Annotated in this window: 15 protein-coding genes; 14 read left to right on the top strand and 1 reads right to left on the bottom strand. The window is 43.0% G+C overall.

All coding sequences use genetic code 11. The features are described from left to right. Positions 1–105 precede the first annotated feature (105 nt). The 5 genes from hisH to DN730_RS10345 all read left to right on the top strand — a co-directional run bounded on the left by hisH (position 106) and on the right by DN730_RS10345 (position 5,501). Complete coding sequence (hisH, locus tag DN730_RS10325) at positions 106–750, top strand: imidazole glycerol phosphate synthase subunit HisH (RefSeq protein ID WP_115468061.1); 645 nt, start codon at positions 106–108, stop codon at positions 748–750. Beyond that, complete coding sequence (locus DN730_RS10330; RefSeq protein ID WP_115468062.1) at positions 743–1,552, top strand: HisA/HisF-related TIM barrel protein; 810 nt, start codon at positions 743–745, stop codon at positions 1,550–1,552. Before hisH ends, DN730_RS10330 begins: the two co-directional genes overlap by 8 nt. Positions 1,553–1,578: 26 nt before the next feature. Continuing rightward, on the top strand, positions 1,579–2,856 hold the full coding sequence (locus tag DN730_RS10335; protein ID WP_115468063.1) for an N-acetyl sugar amidotransferase: 1,278 nt from the start codon (positions 1,579–1,581) through the stop codon (positions 2,854–2,856). Positions 2,857–2,859: 3 nt separating this feature from the next. After that, on the top strand, positions 2,860–3,975 hold the full coding sequence (locus tag DN730_RS10340; RefSeq protein WP_115468064.1) for an N-acetyl sugar amidotransferase: 1,116 nt from the start codon (positions 2,860–2,862) through the stop codon (positions 3,973–3,975). A 257-nt stretch (positions 3,976–4,232) separates the two neighbouring features. Then, positions 4,233–5,501, top strand: a complete 1,269-nt coding sequence (locus DN730_RS10345) for an oligosaccharide flippase family protein (protein ID WP_158541203.1) — start codon at positions 4,233–4,235, stop codon at positions 5,499–5,501. Between the two features lie 54 nt (positions 5,502–5,555). Here the strand turns inward: DN730_RS10345 and DN730_RS10350 are convergent, their stop codons facing one another. Beyond that, complete coding sequence (locus DN730_RS10350; protein WP_115468066.1) at positions 5,556–7,280, bottom strand: SLC13 family permease; 1,725 nt, start codon at positions 7,278–7,280, stop codon at positions 5,556–5,558. 163 nt (positions 7,281–7,443) lie between these two features. Here DN730_RS10350 and DN730_RS10355 point away from each other — a divergent pair, with 163 nt between their 5' ends. The 9 genes from DN730_RS10355 (at position 7,444) to DN730_RS10395 (ending at position 18,114) form a co-directional block, all read left to right on the top strand. Beyond that, positions 7,444–8,163, top strand: a complete 720-nt coding sequence (locus DN730_RS10355; RefSeq protein ID WP_115468067.1) for a COG3415 family protein — start codon at positions 7,444–7,446, stop codon at positions 8,161–8,163. A 46-nt stretch (positions 8,164–8,209) separates the two neighbouring features. Further along, entirely contained in the window at positions 8,210–9,112 is a 903-nt protein-coding gene (gene cysD, locus DN730_RS10360) for a sulfate adenylyltransferase subunit CysD (RefSeq protein WP_115468068.1), read from the top strand. Next, positions 9,112–11,022, top strand: coding sequence for a sulfate adenylyltransferase subunit CysN (gene cysN, locus DN730_RS10365; RefSeq protein ID WP_115468069.1), 1,911 nt, complete (start codon positions 9,112–9,114; stop codon positions 11,020–11,022). Before cysD ends, cysN begins: the two co-directional genes overlap by 1 nt. A 17-nt stretch (positions 11,023–11,039) precedes the next feature. Then, positions 11,040–11,837: a 3'(2'),5'-bisphosphate nucleotidase CysQ gene (cysQ, locus tag DN730_RS10370; RefSeq protein WP_115468070.1), complete on the top strand. Its 798-nt coding sequence runs from the start codon at positions 11,040–11,042 to the stop codon at positions 11,835–11,837. 424 nt (positions 11,838–12,261) lie between these two features. Further along, on the top strand, positions 12,262–12,633 hold the full coding sequence (locus tag DN730_RS19450; RefSeq protein WP_115468071.1) for a class I SAM-dependent methyltransferase: 372 nt from the start codon (positions 12,262–12,264) through the stop codon (positions 12,631–12,633). A 512-nt stretch (positions 12,634–13,145) separates the two neighbouring features. Beyond that, entirely contained in the window at positions 13,146–14,195 is a 1,050-nt protein-coding gene (locus DN730_RS10380; protein WP_115468072.1) for an Ldh family oxidoreductase, read from the top strand. A gap of 94 nt (positions 14,196–14,289) precedes the next feature. Next, positions 14,290–15,036: a glycosyltransferase family 2 protein gene (locus tag DN730_RS10385; RefSeq protein WP_147290575.1), complete on the top strand. Its 747-nt coding sequence runs from the start codon at positions 14,290–14,292 to the stop codon at positions 15,034–15,036. Continuing rightward, positions 15,029–16,924 carry a hypothetical protein gene (locus DN730_RS10390; RefSeq protein ID WP_115468074.1) on the top strand — a complete coding sequence of 632 codons (1,896 nt, stop codon included), beginning with the start codon at positions 15,029–15,031 and terminating at the stop codon, positions 16,922–16,924. The genes DN730_RS10385 and DN730_RS10390 overlap by 8 nt, the downstream gene beginning before the upstream one ends. Then, on the top strand, positions 16,921–18,114 hold the full coding sequence (locus tag DN730_RS10395) for a Gfo/Idh/MocA family protein (RefSeq protein ID WP_115468075.1): 1,194 nt from the start codon (positions 16,921–16,923) through the stop codon (positions 18,112–18,114). The genes DN730_RS10390 and DN730_RS10395 overlap by 4 nt, the downstream gene beginning before the upstream one ends. Position 18,115 lies beyond the last annotated feature (1 nt).

The raw sequence follows: 18,115 nt of genomic DNA on the forward strand, positions 1-18,115 counted from the left end.
ACAGGAAAAATATTGCTGTGAATGCAGGATTTTCGATCTCGTTCAATTAGCAGCTTTTACGATGACAGTTAGATACTGTCTGTAGATAATTCAATGGGGTATTCAATGACACAAAGTTTAAAAGTGGCCCTGATCGATTATGGCATGGGCAATCTCAAGTCCATCAAAAATGTGATTGCGCATATTGGGGAACATGAGGTTCTGTTAACAGCAGACCCAGTCGAGATAGATCAGGCCGACGTGGTGTTTTTGCCTGGAGTGGGTGCATTCGGCGATGCGATGAAGAATCTACGCGCGCGAAATCTGGACGCTATTCTATCCGAGCAGGTGCTGGTTAAGAAAAAACCGACTATTGGGATTTGTCTAGGTATGCAGCTGCTGTTTGAACGCTCCGCTGAGGGGGGAGACCACCAAGGGCTTGGCTGGATTCCTGGTCATGTAGAGTATTTGGATTTACCCGCTGGCTTTCGGGTACCACACATCGGTTGGAATGATCTTATCCTTGAGCAGGATAATCCTTTTTTTGCGGGGTTGGGGGCAGACAGCAACTTCTATTTTGTTCACAGTTACCATGCGATCTGCGACCCTCAGTACTTACTGGCAACAGTCGACTACGGTATGAAGGTGACGGCTGCTGTTCAGAAAGACAATGTGGTGGGTATGCAGTTTCACCCGGAAAAGAGTCAGACAAACGGTTTAGAAACAATGCGACGCTTTTTTCAGTGGGCACAGGAGTATAGACATGCTTAAAACGCGCCTTATTCCTTGTATTATCACCAAAAATGAGTTGGTGGTGCAGAGTTTTAATTTTCACCGTTACTTGCCAATTGGCAATATTAGGACGGCCATTGAATTCTTTTCTAACTGGGATGTGGATGAAATTATGATCATTGACATTGATGCCAGTAAAGAAGGCCGTAGCCCGAATGTGAAAGTGGTGGACCTGGCTGTTCAAGATTGTTTTATCCCATTAACGGTGGGGGGAGGGATCAAAACCATTGCTGACATTCACAGTTTGCTTAATGCGGGTGCTGATAAAGTTTGTTTGAACCGTTCTGCTGTTGAAAACCCTGCGTTCGTTACTGAGTCCGCCAGACTCTTTGGTAACCAGTGCATTACTGTGTCTATTGATGCCATTGCAACGGAGCAGGGCTACAAGACATGGGATTATGTCAACCAGCGGGTGATGGCGGAAACGCCTGCAGAGCTGGCGCGAAAAATGGAATCCTATGGTGCTGGTGAAATCCTGCTCAATTCGGTAGATCGTGATGGTTCCCGCTTAGGATATGACGTCGAGTTGTTGCAGTCCGTTACTCAAGAACTGAAAATTCCAGTGATTGCCTGTGGCGGTGTTGGGCATTTCGATCATCTGAGTGATGGTGCTTTGAAAGGTGGTGCTCAAGCTGTTGCTGCGGCTAATATTTTCCAGCATACCGAACACAGTACCATTGCTGCCAAATCCCATTTGCTGCGTTCAGGCGTGGATGTGCGGCTTAGTTCTGCGGTGAAATATAAAGACTTTGAGTTCGATGCCTTAGGGCGTCCATACTAAACTGGTAAGCACTCTAAGAGGCTGAAATGAATTACTGTAAACGATGCTTATACCCTGAGAACCACCCTCTTAATTTGTGGATTGATGAAGAAGGTGTATGCAGTGGCTGCCGTGTGCATGAAGAGAAATATAAAATAGATTGGTCTGCTAAAGAAAAAGAACTGGCAGAGTTGCTGAATCATTACAAGGAGCGCCCTGGTTCGTCTTATGACTGCGTTATTCCAGTCAGTGGTACGGGTGATGATTTCTTTGTAGTAGATACCATAAAGAATAAGTTTGGCTTGAAGCCTCTGCTGGTGACCTACAACACGCACTTCAATACTAAGGTGGGAGTTCGTAATCTGGCCAGGCTGATTACTGAGTTGGATTGTGATCACATGTATTCCACCGTTGGCCCAGATACGGTTAAGGAAATCACCCGGCTGACACTGCAGAAAATTGGCGATATGTACTGGCATGTTTTGGCGGGAAGTGCCACGTTCCCTGTACAGGTGGCTACCAAGTTACATATTCCGCTGGTTATCTGGGGGGTAAATGGTTGGCTGGATCAGGTGGGTATGTTTAGCCACCATGACCGGGTAGAGATGACCAAAAAAGTGCGTAAAGAACATGCATTGCGTCGTCACGATGCAGAAACTCTGATCGGTGGCAGTGACAAAGTCTCAGACAAGGATTTGCAGGCCTTTACCTATCCATCCGACGAGCAGTTGGAAAAATCGCGTGTACGTGGCTTATATCTGGGTAACTATGTGTTTTGGGATTCCCAGAAGCAGATTGAAGATATGATTGAAAAGTATGGTTATGAAACGATGGAGCAGGAACGTACCTTTAATCATTACGAGTCTATTTATTGCTGGAACAATGCCAGTGTTCATGATTATGTGAAATTTTTGAAATTTGGTTATGGCAAAGTGTCTGATCACGCATCAAGAGATATTCGACTGAAACGAATGTCCAGGGAAGAGGGTATCGAACTGGTGAAAAAATATCAGGACGTAAAACCCCAAGCCTTGAATAAATTCCTGCAGTGGGTTGGTTTAAGTGAACAGCAATTTATGGATTACATTGAACCTTTCCGTGATCCAGAGTTGTGGCGCAAAGAAGCGAATGGCGAATGGACTCTGCTGGACTCAATTGTTAACCATGCTGATGATGAGGGTGTGGATCCAGTGCGTCTAGAGGTGAATGATCCCAGAGAGTACAAACTGACAGGACTAATGGAAGAGCACTCGCTTGATGACGATTATATTCTTTACGGCCGAGCCTATATGGACGAAGCCAACTACAAGGCCATCGAGGGGTAAGTCATGCGTTATTGTACAAAATGTGTCATGCCCGACACGAAACCGGGCATTGTGTTGGACGAGCGTGGCTACTGCAATGCCTGCCGTTCACGTGAAGTAAAAGGAACCATCAATTGGCAAGAACGAGCCGAACAGCTTGATTCCATTGTTGCTGATATCAAAGCCGCTAAAAAGCCTTTTTACGATGCGGTCATTCCTGTCTCTGGCGGGAAAGACAGCTGGTTTCAGGCTATGAAGCTGGCAGATCATTATGGTCTGAAAGTACTTTGTGTTACCTTGGGATCACATATGCCCACTACAGAAGGTATTGCGAACCTGAATAATATGATCAAAGATCTGAATGTGGACCACATGAAGATTACGATTAAACCTAGTGTGTTTAGAAAAATTCGCCAAAAATGCTTCCTGCGTCAGGGGGAGCCAAACTGGGCTGAGCACTGTGCGATGTTTTCTAGTGTCGTTAATGTCGCATTGATTTACGAAGTGCCTTTAGTGGTATGGGGTGAAGACATTGCCTTTGAATTTGGTGGATTGCAGCATGATGTCAGCAAACCCAGCGCATTGGGTATTAATAAAAGTGATCTGATTAAAGAGAAGACCATCCATTACTGGTTGGATGATGATGTTTCAGAGCGGGATATTTTCTTTTACAAATACCCAGACTACGAATTACTCGAAGAGGCGGGCATTCAAAGTATCTACCTTGGTCATTATTTATGGTGGGATGGTCGTAAAAACTACGAGGCTGTAGCCAAACGCGGTTTTGTTGGGCGCAGTAAGGTGCCTTTTTCTGGAGATCGACTCAATTACGATAATATTGATGAGAAGCTTTGTGAGATTAACATCTGGTTCAAGTATTTGAAATTTGGTTTCTGGCGAGTTACAGACCAGTGTTGCTATGATATCTGGAATGATCGTCTAAGTCGTGATGATGCCATTGATATAGTAAATCACTTTACCGATCAATTCCCTCAGGAGTATTTCCAAGACTTCCTGCGCTTTCATATGATCACAGAAGAACAATTTTGGGAGACCGTTGATAAATTCCGTAACAAAGATATTTGGGAAATGATCGACGGTAAGTGGCGGTTGAAATACCCGTTAAAGCATCAGGGCTGATAATAACTCGGATAAAATAGGGAGTGTGTAGTTTTATCTTCCTGTGTAGTTTGGATATTATGCGTGACCAGCTCTGTATATCACTGATTAGTCAAATGCAGTTATTGGGTCGGTTTACATAGAATCCTCGCCTTTTCGCGGGGATTTTTATATTGGTGTCATGCTTAAGTATTCGAAAAATCAATCTAGTTTAGCCAATATTCGATTTAGCTGACAAAATTAGAAAATCAAACCGAATAAATGTCGGGAGTGAAAAATTGAATTTTTTTTTAAGGTTTGTGAAAGATAGCAAAAACTCTGTATTTATTGTATATCTTTCCAGCAACATCGTATCAGCATTAATTGGATTTTTGATGGTGCCTATTGTTACTCGATTGCTTACCCCTGAAGAGTATGGCGCTTTTAGTATTTTTCAGACTTTTATTGCTGCATTTGGAATTTTCGTTGGCTTAAACGGTAAAGGGCTAATTCTTAGGAATCTTTTTGATGAAAATAAATCAAGTGATATAAAGCACTATATTTCAGGAAGTATGTCTATAGCTCTATTGAGTTCGCTCGTGATCTCAGTTCTATTAATAATCTTCTTGATTTTTTTTGATATAAATATTAATAGTGAATTTATTTTTATTGCTTTGGTGATAGCTTTTTTTACATACCTGATTGATTTGAGAAAAATAATCCATCAAGGAATGAGTCAACCACTGATGTACTCTTTTTATCAAATTGGAAGTACATTAATGACCTTGATTTTTGTTTTTGTTTTTATGCAATACTATAGCTTTGGGCTAGATGGAAGGGTTTTATCTGCGCTGCTTGGTCCAGCATTATTTTTTATTGCGGCATTGTATAGTTTCAAGAGGAGCGATTTTTTATCTTGGGGCGTGCCTAAAGCTAATGTTTATAAAGAATTACTGAAATTTGGAATACCAATGCTTCCTTATTCTATATTTGGAGTTGGTTTTTTATACGTTGATCGCTGGGTTGTTGCTTCAAAAATAGGAATGCATGAGGTTGGTCTTTACAGTGCAGCAATTCAGCTTATATTACCTATTACTATTTTCTTCGACTCTTTGGCAAAAGCTTACTCCCCATGGCTCTATAGAAAGTTGTCTGACAAAGAAAATCATTTTTCCTTAATCAGGCATCAGGTCTTGTTAATTGCTGCTTTAGCTATAATGCTAGCTCCGGGATATTTTATTTTGAAATTCCTTGCTGATGTTATATTTCCTCAAGAGTATCATATTGGAAGCAGTTTGTTTTTTATAATTTATGTATCATATTCAATTATCGGAATTTATCGAATTATAAATACCTCATTGTTTTACTTTTTGAAAACAAAACATATATCTGCGATTACTTCATTATGTTTCTTTATATATATAGCTTCACTTTTACTTCTTGTAGATGATTTTGGTCTAATCGGTGTTGCAACCTCCTATTTAATATCTTCAATTTCACACTTATTGCTGACAATTATCGATAGTTTTATAGTTGATAGAAATGATCGAAATTTATGTCTCCGCTAATTATATAAAATTGAATCAAATTTATCTGTTTTGTTTATAAAATTCTCAGTGCGTTTAGAAAAACGGAAAAACTATCGGAGTCAATATCAATACACTAACACTATATAACACAGAAATAGGTAGCCCTGCTTGTATAAAGTCAGACACTCTGTAGCGTCCAGGTGAAAACACCATGAGATGGGTTTGATAGCCAAACGGGATTAAAAAGCAGGCGCTTGCACCATAGGCAACTGCGAGAATAAAGGGAGTAGGGTCTGCGTCAAAGCTATTGGCGATACTCAGTGCAATGGGGAAGGCTAAAGCTGCTGCAGCATTATTGGTGACAGTTTCAGTCAATAACAAAGTCAAGAAGAAAATGCTTATAAAAGCAATATATACATCCACAGAGCTCACATATTCTTTGAAAAAGTCAGCAATTAGTCCAGCCGCAGCAGAATGCTCAACACCATAGGCAATGGCTAAAGCTGAACCAATAACCATGACTAACTCAAATGGGAAGCGGTTGCGCAGCTCAGTAGTAGTGGTGAGTCCAGAGACAAGACAAATCCCCAACAAGAGCAAAAGCCCCTTAAACAAAGGTAATAACCCTATTCCAGAGGCGACGATGGTGGTGAGAAAGCCGCCAATCACTATGATACTTGCGGTTAGGCTTAGCTGAGCGCTTTGGCTCCGTTCACTAAGCAAATGAAAATTGCGATCAACGGCGCGGTTGTTGCTAAAATCATGGCCGACGGCCAACAGTAGGCAGTCTCCGACTCTAATTGGGATTCGCCCCAACTGTCCTTGTAAGCGTTTGTTGCCGCGCCGTATTCCCACTACTCCGGCGTCAAACATGGCTCTGAAGTCAATTTCTTGGAGGGTGCTATTTGCAATATCTGCATCACTGGTTACAACGGCTTCGAGTAGATTGCTGCCCATTAAGTCATCGACACGTTCGCCTAGCACAGAAAGTCCTGGAAAGCGCTGTAAAGTCTGTACTTTGGTGATTTCCCCAGTAAAAATTAGGATGTCTCCGGCTGCTAGTACCTCATCAGGATGTACTGGGGAAATTAACTTGCCTTGACGTTCGAGTTCCAACAGAAACAAGCCATCTAGTTTACGTAATTGATTTGTTTCAATGTCGTGACCAACCATAGGTGAATCTTTATCTAATTCTGCGGTTAGAAAATAGGATTGTTCCTCAGTGATTTCTTGCTGATGATTCGGTAAAAAATGGCTGATGAGCAAAATACCAGCAAGACACAGCAGGGCTACAGGTATGCCAACCCAAGCGAAGCTAAACATACTAAACTCCTCTAGTCCCGCATTTACCGCAAAAGAGTTAACGACTAAGTTTGTGGAAGTGCCGACTAATGTGGTGATGCCACCTAGTACCGACGCATAAGACAAGGGAATTAATAAGCGCGAAGGGGCGACATGTCGTTGCCTCATAATGCTGTTCAATAGCGAAGAAACGACTGCAGTATTGTTCAAAAAGGCGGATAATAAAGCACTGCTGGTCACTATTCTGAGTCTTGATTGAGCTTCACTGCGATGCAAGAGAAATTCAGCCATGCGATGAAATAAGGGGGATTTTTCTAGTACTCCAGAAATAAGAATGAGTAGCACTAGAGTTGCTAGAGCTGAGTTTGTATACCCCTGCAAAAAAGTATTGATAGGCACTAAATCAAACAGTAGGTAAATCGCCGCTAGCACGGTGAATGCGGTGGCTGGGCGTATACTTGTTTTCACCAAAGTGATCAGTAGTGTTGCTATCGACAATAAAACGATTATACCCACCTAGGTTCGCTCCGTTTAAATAGGCAAAGAAGGTGGTATTTTACGTCGATTACTACTAAAATGTCGATATTTTAATCTCATTATTTTTTATCTAGATTTTAATAATTTCAATAAAAACAATGAGTTAGTCTATACTTTTGGTTAAATAGGTTTCTGCCAGGTTATGCTCGATAAAAATAAAGTCGAAGCAATTAAGTTGCGTTTGGCGGGGGTGCCCCTACAACAAATCTGTCATACCACCAGCTTATCGGCACCCACAGTGCTTAAGGCGATGAGTCAGTTTGAGTTGCATGGTTGGCAAGGGTTGCAGAACAAAAAAGGCGGTCGCCCGAAGTGTGATACTTACGATATAGGAGAGCAGGTGATTTCTACTCTCCTTCTGTGTGAAGGTTGCTGGCTAGATCGTGACCTTTGGGCATCACGACTTAGCGAGCAGATGCAAAAACAGATCAGCGCGCGTAGTGCTATGAGGTATTTGCAAGACGCTGGTTTGACAATGCCAGTGTATGGCTGGCGACAACTGATTGTGAAATCATCTCAATCGAAATGGTCCCATCGTCTACGTAAATTGCAACATGATAGGGCTGCGAGGCTGGCACCGACCATCGCTTGCTGCAAAGAGGTCGTGGTCAATAAGCAGCGCTTATTTGTACTAACAGTGCAAAGCGAACGAAAGAAAGTGCTCTGGCAAGTAAATCGTAACTGGCCAAATATAGGTTGGTTAAGGAAGGCGTTACTAGAGCTTGAGAATGACAAATCGTGTTATGCATTGATGGTAGGGGTGTCTGCAGCTTCTGCAGCGGGTATTGCAACAGAGCTGGGGAATATGGGTATAAAGCTGCTTATTCCCTCTCCAGAAGAAACAAAATTACCGTGGTATTAGTGTAAGCAGTCATCACCCATTGAATACGACAACAAGAGGATAGGATATGTCTTCATTGACACACTTAAAACGACTGGAAGCGGAAAGCATTCATATTATGCGGGAAGTCGTTGCTGAAGCAGAAAACCCCGTTATGCTTTACTCGATTGGCAAAGATAGCGCCGTCATGCTGCATTTGGCAATCAAAGCCTTCGCACCGTCACTGCCGCCGTTTCCGTTGCTGCATGTGGATACCCGTTGGAAATTCCAAGAAATGTACAAGTTTCGCGATGAGATGACGAAAAAATTTGGCTTGGAGCTGCTTGTTCATGTTAACCCTGAAGGTGTTGAAAAGAACATCAATCCGTTTGATCATGGCTCGGCGTTGCACACGGACATTATGAAGACCGAAGGCCTAAAACAAGCGTTAAATCAGTACGGTTTTGATGCGGCGTTTGGTGGTGCTCGCCGTGACGAAGAAAAGTCCCGCGCTAAGGAGCGAGTCTTTTCCTTCCGTACAGCTGATCATCGTTGGGATCCGAAAGGTCAGCGTCCGGAATTGTGGAAACTCTACAACGCCCGCAAACATAAAGGCGAGAGCATTCGAGTCTTCCCGCTGTCCAACTGGACAGAGCTCGATATCTGGCAATATATCTACTTAGAAAGCATCCCGTTGGTGCCACTTTACTATTCTGCCGTGCGTCCAGTGGTAGAGCGCAATGGTGCACTTATCATGGTCGATGATGAGCGCATGCCATTGCGAGAAGGGGAAGTGCCAATGCTGAAAAACGTACGTTTTAGAACACTCGGCTGCTACCCACTAACCGGTGCGGTGGAATCAACCGCAGCAACCCTACCGGAAATTATTCAGGAAATGCTTTTGACGAAAACATCAGAACGCCAGGGGCGTGTCATTGACCATGATTCCGCAGCATCAATGGAGAAGAAAAAACAAGAGGGGTACTTCTAATGGCGCATTTATCTGATCTAATTGAAACGGATATCGAACAGTACCTAAAGCAGCACGAAAACAAAGGTCTGCTGCGTTTTATTACCTGCGGTAGTGTGGATGACGGTAAAAGTACCTTGATTGGTCGCTTGCTATTTGACTCAAAGATGCTGTTTGAAGATCAGCTTTCAGCCATGGAAACGGATTCCAAAAAATACGGCACTCAAGGGGAGGGGATTGATTTTGCTCTGCTAGTAGATGGTCTGGCAGCGGAGCGTGAACAAGGGATCACCATTGATGTGGCTTATCGCTTTTTCTCCACAGATCGCCGCAAATTTATTGTGGCAGATACGCCGGGGCACGAACAATATACCCGTAACATGATCACCGGAGCGTCAACTGCAGGTGCGGCGATACTCATGGTTGATGCCCGAAAAGGTATTCTCACGCAAACTCGCCGCCATAGTTTTCTGATGTCACTGATTGGTATCCGTAAAATCGTGGTAGCCATCAATAAAATGGATTTGATGGACTATTCTGAAAAGGTGTTCAATCAAATACGAGACGACTACCGCGAATTTGCCAAAGACCTGGGTTTCGACGAAATTGTCTTTATACCGATGTCGGCGCTCAAGGGGGACAATATCACCGCCCACAGTGAGGCAACGCCTTGGTATCAAGGGGCGACCCTGATGGGCTTCCTAGAAGCGGTTGAAGTGGATGAAGATCGCTTGCAGCGTTTACATTTCCGTATGCCGGTGCAGTGGGTAAACCGTCCTAACCTAGATTTTCGGGGTTTCTCTGGCACCATCGCAAGTGGTGTGATTCGCCCAGGTGATGAAGTACGCGTCCAGCCTACTGGTAAAATCAGCACGGTTGCGTCTATCTACACCTATGATGGTGATTTAGATGAGGCCGTGGCTGGGCAGTCGGTCACGCTCACGTTTAGAGATGAAATTGATTGTTCTCGCGGTGACGTGATCTCTACAGTGGAGCAGCCGGCCCAAACCGCACAGCAATTTGAAGTCACTATAGTGTGGATGCACGAAGAGCCACTGCTGCCCGGGCGCCCTTATCTAATGAAGATCGGTACGCAAGCGGTGACTGCGACGGTTACGGATATTAAATACCAAGTCAACGTGAACACGTTGGAGCATACTGCCGCTAAAAAACTAGAGCTAAATGGTATTGGTGTTTGTACCGTGAGCCTAAACAGGCCAATTGCTTATGATGCTTACAAAGCCAACCAAGACACCGGTGGCTTTATTCTCATCGACCGTATGAGCAACAACACTATCGCTGCGGGTATGATTCATTTTGCCCTGCGTCGTAGTCAAAATATTCATATGCAGCATGTGGATGTGGACAAACTAGCTCGGGCTCAAGCTAAGGGCCAGAAACCGTCCATTTTGTGGATGACAGGGCTATCGGGGGCGGGCAAATCTACCATTGCCAATCTAGTGGAGAAAAAACTTCACGCCATGGGAGCTCATACCTATCTGCTTGATGGTGATAATGTGCGTCACGGTTTGAATAAAGACCTTGGCTTTACCGATGGTGATCGTGTTGAGAATATTCGTCGGGTAGCGGAGGTTGCCAAACTGATGGTAGATGCAGGCTTGATCGTCATTACTGCGTTTATTTCCCCATTCCGTTCTGAGCGAGATATGGCTCGGGAGCTTGTGGTAGAAGGTGAGTTCCTAGAGGTTTTCATTAATACACCACTCGATGTGGCGGAAGACCGTGATCCAAAAGGTTTATACAAAAAGGCCCGTCGTGGTGAGATTAAAAACTTTACTGGTATTGATTCGGCTTACGAAGTACCAGAGCAAGCTGAAATAACATTGGATACTACCAAACTGACTGCTGAGCAAGCGGCGGATCAAGTGGTGAAATACCTGATAGAAAACGGCATGGTGCATAGTGCCTAAAGAAAATGGAGACAAGAATGGATAATCAACAACTGGCAGAGCTACTGCCTGCCATAGAACAGATTGCTCTGAATGCCGGTGGTTGCATTATGGAGATCTATCGGCGCGACTTTGAGGTTGATTTCAAGGCTGATGAGTCGCCACTAACAGAAGCTGATAAAGCTGCTAACACGGTTATTGTCAAAGAATTGCAGCAACTGACACCACATATTCCTATATTATCGGAAGAGGCCGTCGAAGCTTTTAAAGGCCCGAATGTAAACGGCTTGTATTGGTTAGTGGATCCACTAGATGGCACTAAAGAGTTCATCAAACGCAATGGTGAGTTTACGGTAAATATTGCTCTGATAGAAAATGGTAAACCAATACTTGGTGTGGTTTATGCGCCTGTACTTGAAACGTCCTATGTGGCTGCTCGGGGATTGGGGGCATTTAAAATTTATAGGCAAATGAGGGCGTCTATCCAAGTGAATGAAGAGGCTACATTGCAAGCTTATCTTAAAGTAGTAGGCAGTCGCTCCCATGTGAGTGAGGAGGTTCAAGAGTGGCTCGGCAAGCTTACTAACTATGAAATGGTGTCCATGGGAAGCTCCTTAAAGTTATGTTTGGTTGCCGAGGGTGTGGCAGACCTGTATCCGCGTATTGGCTTGACGAGTCTTTGGGATACGGCGGCGGCGCACGCGGTAGTATTGCAGGCTGGAGGGGTAGTTGCAGACACCGAAGGTAATGCACTTTCCTATAGCAACCCAGAAACTGTACTGAATCCATACTTTTTGGTAGGTAATATAGATCTAGTTAGCTCGCTTTGTTCGTGATCATAGTGAGAAGGGCTTTCCAGTGCTTGAGTATTGAGGTATGCGCTTTTTGGGCTTTGAAAAAAAGTGATATAAATATCATCAATGACAAACTCTCCAGAAATTTGAGATCGATTTGGAAAAATCTGATAGGGGTCACAGGATGTTTACAATGCGCATTTTTTATAGTGCATGTTCTTTTGGTTGCATGTGCAAATCAAAGCCCGATTCGAGAATGTTTTCGTTGGCGGAGATAGCTGTCATTTCAATATAGTTTGGCTTATTCGAATATTATTTAAACTCGTCTAATTAATTTGTTTAACTTAAAATTATAGTAAGTAGCAATGAAAAGTAATTCAGCTGATTTAGGCGTTCTGCATAACAAAGTAAAGCACGAATTAGTCCCAAAGCACTGAGATGTTGGTGAGTCCGATCAGAGCTTCCAATGTTACTCTACCACCTCGAACAAACAACAAACTTTATAAGCTTTTTTGAGGAAGCAATCAAAAAACTCGCACAAAATTTGAAAGATCAGAGTGTAGTTTCTGATATCGGTGTAGGTGTGGGTATGACTAGCGCTTTAATATCAAAAATGAAAGGCGTTCGGAAAGTTTGCGCGTATGAGATTAGTGAGTCTGGAAAGTCTCAGGTACCATTTGTTTTGAGGCATTTCAATGCGCCCTCGGAGAAAATTGAGTATATATCTGGTACGTTTCGAAACATGAGTGTGTCGGCTTCCTGTGATTTGATTGTTATGTGTGGTAGTTTTCACCACTGTGATGACGCTGATCTTCCTTTGTTATTTAATAGCCTGTAAAACTGGGTGGGAGGATATTGTTGGCTAACGAACACTACGTTGATAGTGTCTGGGTTTTTAAACGTTTGATAGCATTGATTAAATATAAGCTACTTCAAAAGCAAGCATCATATACATTCGGACGTTTAAATACCCCCGATCCCAGCGATGGGGAGCAGTAGAGGGAGTTGAGTGCTTTAAAAAAGATTCTCAGCGATAATGGTTTTTTATACGAGATTTACGAGCATAATGATGATTTATGTAAAGACAAGCCAAGCTGGTATGCGGCATTAGGTGGGCACTAATACCATGCTGATCTTACACCTGTATAGTTAATGACGGTTTACGCTAAGTCAAATGAGATCATTGATTTCTACCTAAATCAAGCCAACGAATATAATCAGTTTGGTTAAGTGGAGATTGCAGAGCGGCGAATTGCCATGGGTGTTGTTAAGAGATGGTTAAATAAGATATTGCAGTTTTTTTAATTTACGGTGAGGATTAGTAAAATTAAAATGTCAAGAGAGAGTGTGATGCTTAAAAAATATTCATATGAAGATCTGGTTGAACTTTGTAAGGGGGTGCTTATCGCGTCTGGGTGTAATCAGTTCTCAACTGATGCCGTAGCAGAGGGGCTTTGTGAAGCTTCTTTGCGTGGAGTAGACTCTCACGGTATTCGATTGCTGCCACATTACCTGAACTCACTGAAGGAGGGTAGAAAAAATGGGAACCCAGACTTCGGTCTAACCTACAAGTACCCCTCTGTTGCTCGTTTAAACGCTGACAATGCTGTTGGTTTGGCTGCAGGGCGATTTGCGATTATTGAAGCAATGAAATTAGCGGATGAGTACGGTGTATCTGCTATTTCTGTCCACAACTCCAGTCACCCTGCTGCTATGGCAAGCACTGCTTTAACCGCAGCACGAAAAGGGTATTTAGTATTTGCCTTTACAAATGCTGATGCGCTTGTTCTGTCTGAGAATGGAACTCGACCTTTCTTTGGGACTAACCCTGTATGTTTTGCGGCCCCTAGGCGAAATGAAGAGCCATTTTGTCTTGATATGGCTGTTAGTAAGATGCCTTGGAACAAAGTATTGTTGGCTAAAAACACAGGCGATAAACTACCCGACGGGTACGTTGCTGATAGTGATGGACTTGAGACAAATGACCCAGTTGAGGCACGCTCTTTATTTCCGGCTGGGGAGTATAAAGGATTTGGGTTGGCTGCCATGGTTGAGGTAATGTGTGGTGTTTTTGCTGGTGGGCCAATTGGTCGCGAGCTAAAAGCTATGTACAATGCGCCGATGGATCAAGGACGAGACTTATCTCAAATGTATATCGTGATGAAGTGTGATGCGAGTGTGTCTGAGTCACTGTTTCTAGATAGAATGTCTGACTTAACTCAAATGGTTCGTAATGAGCCTGCTAAGGAAGGAAAGAAGGTGATGATGCCAAATGACCCACAAATAAATAATGCCAAAGAAAGAGATAAGAATGGCGTTCCTTTAGACGAGGTCACCATAAGTTTGCTTAGTGAAGCAGCTGAGAGCTTTGGCTTGAGTATGCCACAAGCAATTAAGTAGTAATTTCATTTGTCTCGAAGTTGTATCTCCGAAATGAGGTGCAGCGAGTATTCCTCGAAGTTGCATCTCGAAAGTGAGGTGCAGCGAGTATTCATTGAATAGCAGATTCTTTACTTGGAGAGCGGGTCGCGTGGTTCCTTATGATGTCTTGATTCGCTGCAAAAATGAAATGGCTGATCTTCCTGATGCAGCTAGAGCACTTGCAGCACAAAGTATTTCCCCAAACAAAGTTGTTTTTGTTGACAGTGGTAGTACGGACGGTTCTAGAGAGTTTGCTCTGGAAAACGGCTATGAAGTAGTCGATTATGTCACGCCCAAATTTAACTACAGCGAGTCTCTTAACCTAGGGATGGAGTGTTGCACGAGCCCGAGAGTTCTTGTCTTATCAGCACATTGCATTTTGGTTGATACGATTAGTGCTGAGCGTCTTCTTGAGTCTATGGATATTTTTAAAGCTGCAGGCGTTTTTGGTCGCCAGATTCCAACGGAACGTAGCGACCCTCTGGATATACGAGATTTGTTAACAGTGTTCGGGCGAGAGAGGGTGATCTATGAAGAACATCCGTTTTTCCATAATGCATTTTCAATGATTCAACGAACAATGTGGGAAGAAGTGCCGTTTGATGACCGTATTAATGGCATCGAAGACAGACTTTGGGCGTTGGAGGTTTGTCGGCGTGGTCATAAAATCGTCTACGAGCCAAACGCGGTAGTTTATCATGAACACGGCCTAAACCAGACTTCCGACCCAGCTCGTGCGCTGCGTGTTTGTCGGGCGCTGGCAACGCTTCATGACGACGATATTGTTAAGTTCTCGCGAGAAATACGTGCAGATGTCTGAGGTTCGATTTATTCGCAAAAAACCAAATGATAGCTGGCTTTCGAAATGTTCTAAGGCTACCGATATCACTTATATAAGTGACTCACCAAGTTTGCGAGCCGAAATGGCTAACTTAGGTTTAAAGGTAGTTGGCACTCATAATTTCACTAGTTTGGTCTTTTGGTCTCGTTTAATTGACGAAAGAGATGCCGCATTAGATTGTGTGGATACACAGTTTTTACTAAGGATTCTCAACCTTTCATCTAGTCTAGATAATTCTCTTAAATTTCATTTGAGGTTTGCAATTACAGAGTTGCTTTATGAAATGCTTTTAGCTGAGGTGGTTCTTACTGAATATGGTTATCAGCAATTTTCTTTTGATGAGGGATTTATAACAAATCGAATAATGAGAGAGCGATATGGCTTAGATCGTGACCCTATTTCCGGAATTTTTTACGATCAGACTTCAACTAGCTATAAGAGCAATGAGCAAGGTCTTCCTGATAGGGTCAAAAAGTCGATAGCTTCGTTAGTATCGACAGCTTTATTTGAAACATCACTCGTGTGGGCAAGGTTTTTTTGCAAACGCGGTATTCTTGCAACCAGTCCAGGTTCTGGTTTGAGGGGGGCTGTAGAGGGGGTATTTTCTAATGAGGAGCCTCTGCCACCTATAGTTTATCTACACGGTAGTGTAGGCCATGGAAAAAGTTTTTCGGGACTGTTTGCCAGATTGCAGGCTTGCTTTAATCGAAACGCGTCAGAGGTTATGGCTTTTCCTCTTTCAAAGAGTAATCCCCTTCAAGAACCAGAATTATATTCTAAAGTGGCAAGTGTTGCGGGCTACATTGCAACTAAATCTCGGCTTGCAGAGGGAGGAAGTGATTCTAAGCTATGTGAATCTCGATTATCGGAATGGCTAGTTTATATTCTCTCAGATTGGGCGGTCAAACGTAAGCGTGATGACTATGTAGTGCGTCGCTTCGTAGATATAATGAAGCCTTCAGCGGTTGTTGCGCAACACTCGTTGGATTTAGCTGCGAATCTTGGTTCTGTGGCGAAGTTAAGACGTATTCCCTCGTTTTTGATTTCTCACGGATCTCACGTGATCAACTCTTCTGTGTCTGCCAATGAAGAGTGGAGAATTCATGCCAAAACTATATTTGACGGGCCGTATGATTACACAGCTATTCAAACGCCTGCTTCAGCTAAGTTTTATAATGATTTGTCGAGGTTGGCCGCTGCTTACGACACTGGACCACTAATAGTTAATGGCAAGCCTAGATTTATGGAAAGGCATAAACGAGAGCAGCTTTTTGGACAACATGCTAATAAGCAAATCATTCTGCACGCTGGAACGCCCAAGCCACCCTATGCTTTACGTCCTCTTATTTATGAAACTACAGATGAATATTTAGAGAATATTCGAAGTTTTGTGGAAGCTGTCTCAGTTAAATCTGATGTGTATGTTGCGATCAGGTTTAGGCCTAGTTGGGGTATCTCGAAAGAAACTATTGAGCAAGCCTTGCCTTCGACAAAAAACTGGGGAGTTTATAGTCAAGGAAGTTTTGATGAATATTTGGAGCAATGCGATGCGTTAGTGAGTTATTCATCGACTACCATAGAGCAAGCGCTTTATGCCGGTTGTCCTGTTATTCTTTGGTCTGCGGGCTTAGGTTATGAGCATTTGTCAGCTTTTTCCTTGGGTTTCGAGAGTGATGAAAAATTAACTGGAGTTTGGATGAGTGATAAACAGAGCTTGCAAAGCGATTTAGAAGCCATCGCGCGTTGGCGCTTGTCAGATGCCGAAAAAGATAGGGAAACGTTTCAGTTTGTTTATGACTCTTTTAGATCGAAACAAAGGAATCTTATGAAGCTTTCTGAATTAAACAGAATTGGTGAATCAGTGTGATCGATATTATCGTTGTTGGAACTGGAATGTATACGATTGGGAGGAATACAGATGGTTTCGGTACCATAGTTCCTGCCATAAATGAATGGGCTAAAACAAGTGGAACAAATGTCGTTGTGCATCTTGTTGGCTCTCATGGGAAGAATAATTCTGAAATTAGAGAAAAAATTACTGCATTTCGGAAACTGACTACCAGTGAGCTGGAGTTTGTGCTTTATCCTCAGGATGATGTGGAAGACAAGAAAGCTTATGTAAAGGTTATGTCTTCAGTTGTTAATCCTGCTGCTTGTGTTATTGCTGTTCCTGACCATTTACATTACGAAGTTACAGTTGAGGCTATAGAAAACAAAATACCTTCTCTGGTAGTTAAGCCGCTTACTCCTACTTATAAAGAGTCTTTGGCTTTGTCTCAGCTTGCCAAGAAGAATGATACTTATGGTTGTGTTGAGTTTCACAAGCGTTTTGACTTGGCAAACAGGATGTTTCGAGACAGCTATCAAAAAGGTGAAATTGGGCAACCACTCTATTCAATTGTTGAGTACAGTCAACAGGTCAGCATTCCTTCTCAAGTTTTTAGAGGGTGGGTAGAAACGACCAACATATTCCAATACTTAGGTGTTCATTACGTTGATATAATTCGATTTGTTACAGGAGCTACTCCTCTTAGGGTCTCTGCTATAGGACAAAAAAAGTGCCTGAAAGGTATGGGAATAGATACTTATGATTCAATTCAGTGCACTGTTGAGTGGGGGTTGCCCGGCGAGAAACAAGTTTTTGCACAAACCTTGTTGGTAAACTGGATAGACCCTAAAAGTTCGCCAGCGATGTCTAATCAGAGAATTAAAATGATTGGCACAAAAGGTCGTTATGAATCAGATCAAACCAATCGAGGAGTAGCGGTATATTCTGGCGATAGTATGTACAATACACCAAACCCATATTTCTGTGTTCCTTATGGTACTGAGGAAGGTTCGATAAGTTGGGAAGGTTATGGGATTGAAAGCGTCTCAACGTTTTTAAACGATTGCGTGCACCTTGCGAACGGCGAAACTTCTTTAGACAAACTAAACGGCTCTCGTTCTACCTTTGAAGAGAGTCTCGTAAGTAGTGTGGTGGTAGAGGCATGTAATAAAAGTTTGGAGCTGTCTGGCGAATGGATAGTTATCGACGAAATTTTAGAAGGAGTATGAA

Origin of the sequence: Marinomonas piezotolerans, from assembly GCF_003362755.1 — a bacterium.
Classification (GTDB): Bacteria; Pseudomonadota; Gammaproteobacteria; order Pseudomonadales; family Marinomonadaceae; genus Marinomonas; species Marinomonas piezotolerans.